The organism is Synergistaceae bacterium (assembly GCA_012521675.1).
Lineage (GTDB): Bacteria > Synergistota > Synergistia > Synergistales > Aminobacteriaceae > JAAYLU01.
Genome location: JAAYLU010000015.1, coordinates 81,921 through 88,743, shown reverse-complemented (window position 1 = coordinate 88,743; position 6,823 = coordinate 81,921). Strand labels below are relative to the sequence as shown.

Sequence of the window (6,823 nt, the reverse complement as noted above, 5' to 3'; positions counted from 1 at the left end):
GTGCAGGACGGGGTCGTCCGCGGGATAGAGACGAGCAGGGGTCCTATAAGCGCCCCCACCGTCATCAACTGCGCGGGCGCCTACTCGCAGGATATCGCCGCCATGGCCGGAATAGAGCTTCCCAACTGGGCCGAGCGCCACGAGATACTGATCACGGAGCCTGTTGCGCCCGGCGTCTGCCCCTGCATGCTTATGAGCTTCTCCGGCAACTACTACATCCAGCAGAGACCGCACGGATCGATAATCTGCGGTATGAGCCCGGACGGAAAACCGGAGGATCACGAGAACAACACAACCTGGCAGTTCGCCGAGAAGATGGCGAGGATTCTCGTCAAGCTTCTGCCCAGGACGCGCGGCATAAGGGTGGCCAGGCAGTGGTCGGGGCAGTACGATATGACCCCGGACGCTCAGCCGGTCATAGGCGAGACGGACGTAAAGAACTTCTTCCACTCGACCGGCTACTCAGGGCACGGCTTTATGCTTGCGCCCGTGGCAGGGAAGATACTCGCCCAGCATATCGCAGGCCAGAAGCCCGACATTGACTTCAGCATGCTCGACTATAGGCGTTTCGCAAGAGGAGAGCATATAATGGAGTCGAACGTAGTATAGCCGTATAGCCAGGGGGCAGGTTTTTGAGAAAAGGAGCGTGGCAATGAAGTTTTTGAGGTACTCTCTTGACAAATGCGTGATGTGCGGGGCCTGCATGTCCGCGTGCTCGAAGCTGTGGGCGAAGCAGGACAATCCGGAGATGTCGCGAATATCGGTGAAGAACGTCACCGGGCTGCCTGATATCAGGGTCTGCGACCAGTGCGGGGGGTGCATCGCCGTCTGTCCCACCATGGCGCTGTACAGGGATAAGAACGGCGTGGTCCAGATAGACAGGGAGAAGTGCACCTCGTGCCTTATGTGCGTGGAATTCTGCCCTTATGCGTCGATGTTCTTCCACGCGGAGATCCCGTCTCCCTTCAAGTGCGTCGCGTGCGGCGTCTGCGTCAAGGCCTGCCCGGAGGGCGTCTTGTCGATCTGCGAGCTGGAGGACTAGAGAATGGAACAGATGAAGCTTTTAAAAGAGTGGAAGTACACCCCTGAGAAGATAAAAAGAGGTTACACCCGTCGGTTTGTCTCGGTCGACCTCGGCAGGAAGGACGGCTCGTTCTCGTTCGAGACCGGCCCCATATCCGAGGAAATGGTCGAGAAGTTCACAGGCGGAAGGGGCTTCGGCCTGCGCCTCCTGTGGGACAAGGTGACCCCGGATAGCAAGTGGGACGCCCCGGAGAACGCGATAGTAATCTCCGGCGGCCCCCTGTCGGGCACGACCCAGTATCCCGGCATGGGCAAGTTCTACGCGGTCTTCCTGTCGCCGTTGACGGATCAGACCTACAACAGCAACGCCGGAGGCTATTACGGCCCCCTGCTCAAGGCGTCAGGGTTCGACGCCATCTCCGTCTCTGGAAAGGCCGAACGGGACGTCGTCATCTATATCGATGGCGATGAGGGAGTAGCTCGGATCTACGAATGGTCGCCGGAGAACCGCAACTCCTACTACGTGACCGATGCCCTGCACGACTACTTCGCCGACGACGAGGACGACAAGAGGAGCGTCTCCGTGGTATCCGCCGGCGAGGCCGCCGAGCACAGCTATTGGGGCGCCCTCAACGTCAGTTTCTACGACCCCAGGAGGGCCCTGCCTCGCCTGAAACAGGCGGGACGCGGCGGCGGCGGCACCGTCCTGCGGGACAAGAAGATCCTGGCCCTGGTGGTGAAAAAGCGCGGCTTCTCCGGTACGGAGAACGACCCGGCGGATCTGGCGACGCTTCAGAGGACCGGGGTCAAGCTGCACCGCGAGATCAGGCAGAACGACGACGTTCAGTGCCTGATGAGGAAGGTCGGCACCGCCCACCTGAACCTGGTCATGAATGATTACGACCTGCTGCCGGTGAACAACTTCAAGTTCGGCCGCAACAAGGACATCCACAATATCGACCCGGACGCGTACATGAAGCTCTTCACCCAGGGCTATGCGGACGGCTGCTGGTACGGTTGCTCCATGGCCTGCGCGAAGGCGGTCGACGGCTTCGAGCTCACGACCGGCCCGGACAAGGGCAAGAAGGTCACAGTGGACGGGCCCGAGTACGAGACTGCCGCCAGCCTGGGGGCCAATGTCGGCATCTTCGACCCGTTCTGGACGATAGAGTCCAACTACTACGCAGATCACTACGCAATTGACACTATATCGCTCGGGACGGGGCTTGCCTTCGTCTGCGAGTGCTACGAGCTCGGCCTGATAAACAAGGAGCACACCAACGGCCTCGAGCTGAACTTCGGCGCCAAGGCGGAACTGATGGAGCTCATCCACCGAATGGTGGACGGAAAGGACGAGTTCGCCGCGGCGGTAGGCAAGGGCATCAGGAAGATGAAGCAGATATTCTCCGATAGGTACGGCGCGGACCGCGCGGTCATGGAGAGGATCGGAATGGAGGGGCAGGGGCTGGAGGTCTCGCAGTACAGGTGCCAGGAGTCGGTCGCCCAGTGGGGCGGCTACTTCCTCACCCTCAAGGGGCCGCAGCACGACGAGGCTTGGGTCATATTCATGGACATGGTGAACAATCAGCTGCCCACCTTCGAGGACAAGGCCGAGGCCCTTTTCTACTTCCCGAACTTCCGTCTGTGGTTCTCCCTGACCGGTGTCTGCAAGCTGCCGTGGAACGACGTCGAGCCGCCCGACAACAAGATCCGCTACAAGGGCATAGAGGCGGCCAAGGTGCCGGAGCACGTCCAGAACTATCTTGATGTCTACACCGCCGTCACCGGCAAGCCGCTGACCAGGGACGAGATGATCCTCCAGTCGGAGAGGGTCTACAACTACGAGCGAGTCTTCAACCTGCGCATGGGCAAGGGAACAAGGGCGAACCACAACATACCCGACCGGGCCCTCGGGCCGGTCTTCGAGGACGAGTGGAACGCCAGGCCCGACTACTTCGACGGGAGGCTGCGCGAGGCAGGAATCGCCCCGGAAGGGCTCCCGGTGGAGGAGAAGATCTCGAAACTCCTGGAGTTCAGGAGGGGCGAGTGGGAGAAGCTGGTGGACGCGGTCTACAAGCGCCGCGGTTGGAACTCCAACGGGGTGCCGACCGTGGAGACATTGGAGCGCCTTGGAATGGACTTCCCCGAGGTGCTGGAAGTGGTGCGTCCCTATCAGTAGAGCAAAGGTCGCCGCGAACGAGAGATCAGTATGATAAAGGTCAACGGCAGAGAGATGGAGTGGCGCAGCGGCATGACCATACAGGACGTTCTGGACGACTGCGGATATTCCTTTCGCATGATAGCCGTGTGGGTTGACGGGGTGCCGTTCCGAAGGGAGCAGTTCTCCGTCGCCCCGGTTCACGACGGCGCGGAGGTACAGGCGTTGCACATGATAAGCGGCGGATAGAGGCAGATGAACTTTGGAGGCGACCCGACAGGGTGCATATTCGACGTAAAGCGCTACTCGATCCACGATGGACCGGGGATAAGGACGACCTTCTTCTTCAAGGGGTGTCCCCTCTCCTGCTGGTGGTGTCACAACCCCGAGGGTATCTCCCCGCTCCCCGCGTCCTCCTACCACCCGAACAGGTGCATCGGATGCGGCAGGTGCGTCAGGGAGTGCGAGCAGGGCGCCCGCAGCTTCGGGCCGGATGGCATAGTCCTCGACACCACGAAGTGCGTGGACAGCAGAAGGTGCGAGCAGGTATGTCCGACTAAGGCGATCGAGTTCGTCGGGACCGAGGTGACGGTGGAAGAGATCCTGCTCATGTCGAGGAGGGACATCCCCTTCTATGACGAGTCGGGGGGCGGGGTGACCTTCTCGGGCGGGGAGCCCTTTTTGCAGGCGGAGTTTCTGATCAGGTGCCTGGAGGCGCTGTACGAGGAGGAGATTCACACGGCCGTCGACACTTCCGGCCACTGCCGGTCGGAGGACCTGCTGGCAGCCGCGGAGGTGACGGATATCTTCCTCTTCGACCTGAAGATGATTGACCGGGAGCGGCATAATCTCTATACTGGCGTCTACAACGACAGGATACTGGAGAATCTGCGGCTTCTCGACGGTAAACTCAATGACCGGGGAAGAGGGAAGATCAACATCCGGATTCCACTCGTTCCAGGGGTGAACGACTCGGATCGCGATATAGAGGCCATGATAGACTGCGTGCTCGAGCTGAAGAGCCTCTCGGGGGTCAACATCCTCCCGTATCACTCGATAGCTTCGGGCAAGTACAAGAACTTGAGAATGGAGTACAGGATGGGCGACGTGAAGCCGCCGTCCGACGAATCGGTCCACAGGGTCCTGTCCATGTTTAGGCAGCGTGGAATCGACGCGACGAAGGGAGGATGAGAGAGATGAACGATAGAGTGGCACGGTTGAGGAAGGAGAGCTTCGAGACATCGCCTAGCATCTCCATTGAACGGGCTCTTCTGACGACCGAGTTCTACAGGGAGAACGAAGGCAAGTATCCGACCCCCGTGATGAGGGCGCTCAACTTCAAGAACCTGTGCGAGAAGAAGACCATCTACATAGGCACGGACGAGCTTATCGTAGGCGAGCGGGGCCCGGCGCCGAAGGCGGTCTCCACCTTCCCGGAGCTGAACTGTCACACGGAGCGCGACCTGGAGATACTGGACACAAGGCCGATGACCAGCTACCGGGTGGCGAAGGACGACATTCGCGAATACACGAAGAAGGTAGTCCCCTACTGGCAGGGGCGAACCATCCGCGACCGGGTCTTCTCTAACCTGCCGAAGGAGTGGCTCGACCTCTACGAGGCCGGATGCTTCACAGAGTTCATGGAGCAGAGGGCGCCGGGACACACGGCCCTGGACGGCACGATCTATACGACCGGCCTTCTGGACATGAAGAATAAAATCGCATCCGCAAGGGCGAGGCTGGACTGGCTAAACGACCCTCATGCAACTGAGAAGGCCGAGGAACTGCAGGCAATGGACATAGCCTGCGACGCGACCATCATCTTCGCGAACAGGCACGCGGATCTCGCAGAGCAGATGGCGGTCGAGGAGAAGGACGAGCGCAGGAAGGCGGAACTGCTGAAGATAGCCGACGTCTGCCGCCACGTGCCCGCCAACGCTCCTCGCGACTTCCACGAGGCCATACAGACCTACTGGTTCTCGCACCTCGGGACAATCACGGAGCTGAATGGTTGGGACGCCATGTCCCCCGGCCACTTCGACATACACCTGCGCCCCTTCTACGAGAAGGGCGTCGCCGACGGCACTCTCGACAAGGAGAGGGCGAAGGAGCTTCTCTCCTGCTTCTGGATAAAGGTGAACAACACCCCCGCGCCTCCGAAGGTCGGAGTGACCGCGGCCGAGAGCGGCACGTACAACGACTTCACCCAGATCAACCTAGGTGGGCTGAACGAGGACGGGAGCGACGGGGTCAACGACATCTCCTTCATGATCCTCGACGTTCTGGACGAGCTTCAGCTGCTGCAGCCGCAGGTGAGCGTGCACATATCGTCCAAGACCCCGAACCGCTTCCTGCGGTACGCCTGCAAGGTGATGCGCAGAGGCTCCGGCTACCCCTCGGCCTTCAACACGGACGAGGTGATAATGGAGCAGATCGGCATGGGCAAGACAGTCGAGGACGCAAGGGCCGGCGGCACCAGCGGCTGCATCGAGACAGGCTCGTTCGGCAAGGAGGCATACATACTCCACGGCTATCTAAACGTGCCGAAGATAATGGAGCTCGCGCTGAACAACGGGGTCGATCCGCTGACGGGCAAGCAGATCTCGATAAAGACGGGAGACCCGGTCTCCTTCGCGTCGTTCGACGACTTTTACGCCGCGTTCGAAAAGCAGCTTAGATACGTCGTGGACACGAAGATCCGCACGGACAACTACATCCAGAGTATGTTCGCTCGCTACGCCCCCGCTCCCTATCTCTCTGTTCTGATACACGACTGTATCGAGAACGGCAGGGACTACTACGACGGCGGCCCGCGATACAACACGGACTACATCCAGTGCTGCGGCATAGGCACCGTAACCGACAGCCTCTCCGTCCTAAAGAAGCACGTCTACCAGGACAAGACCCTTGACCTCGGCGACCTCCTCCGCGCCCTTAAGGACAACTGGGAGGGATGGGAGGAGATGCGCCAGTTCGTCTGGAACAGGACCCCCTTCTTCGGCAACGACGACGACGAGGCAGACTCCGTAATGCAGAGGGTGTACGCCTCCCTGCTCGACGCGATAGACGGGAAACACTCCCCCAAGGGGCCGACCTACCACGTCAACATGCTGTCGACTACTTGCCACATCTACTTCGGCAAGATGCTCGGGGCCACGCCGAACGGTCGCTTCGCGCATGCACCCGAGTCGGACGGCACCTCCCCGTCGCACGGGGCCGACAGAAACGGGCCGACGGCCGTGGTGAAATCGCTGAGCAAGATGGACCAGGTGAAATCGGGCGGTACGCTGCTGAACCAGCGTTTCCTGCCGTCCGTGCTCGAAGGGGACACGGGGCTTGAGAAGATGGGCCAGCTAATCCGGACCTACTTCAAGCTTGGCGGCCATCATATCCAGTTCAACGTCGTCGACACGGAGACACTTCGCAAGGCGCAGAAAAACCCGGACGAGTACCGCAGTCTTCTCGTCCGAGTTGCGGGTTACAGCGATTATTTCGTGGACCTGGACGAGTACCACCAGGAGGAGATAATCGCCAGAACAGCGCAGGAGACATTTTAACCCTGCCGACTCCTGCGCGGCATCCTCAAGAAGGGAGGGGATCATCACCCGGCCATAACAGCGGTGGATTTGCGCAGAGACTATA

6 protein-coding genes are annotated in these 6,823 nt (G+C 60.2%); all 6 read left to right on the top strand.

The window, feature by feature from the left end:
- A partial coding sequence (locus GX181_01815) for an FAD-binding oxidoreductase (protein ID NLM70682.1) occupies positions 1–609 on the top strand: 609 nt, incomplete at its 5' end.
- Between the two features lie 43 nt (positions 610–652).
- On the top strand, positions 653–1,042 hold the full coding sequence (locus GX181_01810) for a 4Fe-4S binding protein (GenBank protein ID NLM70681.1): 390 nt from the start codon (positions 653–655) through the stop codon (positions 1,040–1,042).
- Positions 1,043–1,045: 3 nt separating this feature from the next.
- A complete protein-coding gene (locus tag GX181_01805; protein ID NLM70680.1) occupies positions 1,046–3,202 on the top strand; it encodes an aldehyde:ferredoxin oxidoreductase in 2,157 nt (718 codons plus the stop codon).
- A 30-nt stretch (positions 3,203–3,232) separates the two neighbouring features.
- A complete protein-coding gene (gene thiS / locus GX181_01800; GenBank protein ID NLM70679.1) occupies positions 3,233–3,430 on the top strand; it encodes a sulfur carrier protein ThiS in 198 nt (65 codons plus the stop codon).
- A 6-nt stretch (positions 3,431–3,436) separates the two neighbouring features.
- Complete coding sequence (locus tag GX181_01795) at positions 3,437–4,372, top strand: glycyl-radical enzyme activating protein (protein NLM70678.1); 936 nt, start codon at positions 3,437–3,439, stop codon at positions 4,370–4,372.
- Between the two features lie 5 nt (positions 4,373–4,377).
- Positions 4,378–6,738: a glycyl radical protein gene (locus GX181_01790; GenBank protein NLM70677.1), complete on the top strand. Its 2,361-nt coding sequence runs from the start codon at positions 4,378–4,380 to the stop codon at positions 6,736–6,738.
- The last annotated feature ends 85 nt before the right edge of the window (positions 6,739–6,823 follow it).

What these genes read in the sequence shown, in the direction of transcription:
- GX181_01795 (NLM70678.1), top strand. Translation starts at nt 3,437, where the DNA reads ATGAACTTTGGAGGCGACCCGACAGGGTGCATATTCGACGTAAAGCGC.
- GX181_01810 (NLM70681.1), top strand. Translation starts at nt 653, where the DNA reads ATGAAGTTTTTGAGGTACTCTCTTGACAAATGCGTGATGTGCGGGGCC.
- GX181_01805 (NLM70680.1), top strand. Translation starts at nt 1,046, where the DNA reads ATGGAACAGATGAAGCTTTTAAAAGAGTGGAAGTACACCCCTGAGAAG.
- thiS (NLM70679.1), top strand. Translation starts at nt 3,233, where the DNA reads ATGATAAAGGTCAACGGCAGAGAGATGGAGTGGCGCAGCGGCATGACC.
- GX181_01790 (NLM70677.1), top strand. Translation starts at nt 4,378, where the DNA reads ATGAACGATAGAGTGGCACGGTTGAGGAAGGAGAGCTTCGAGACATCG.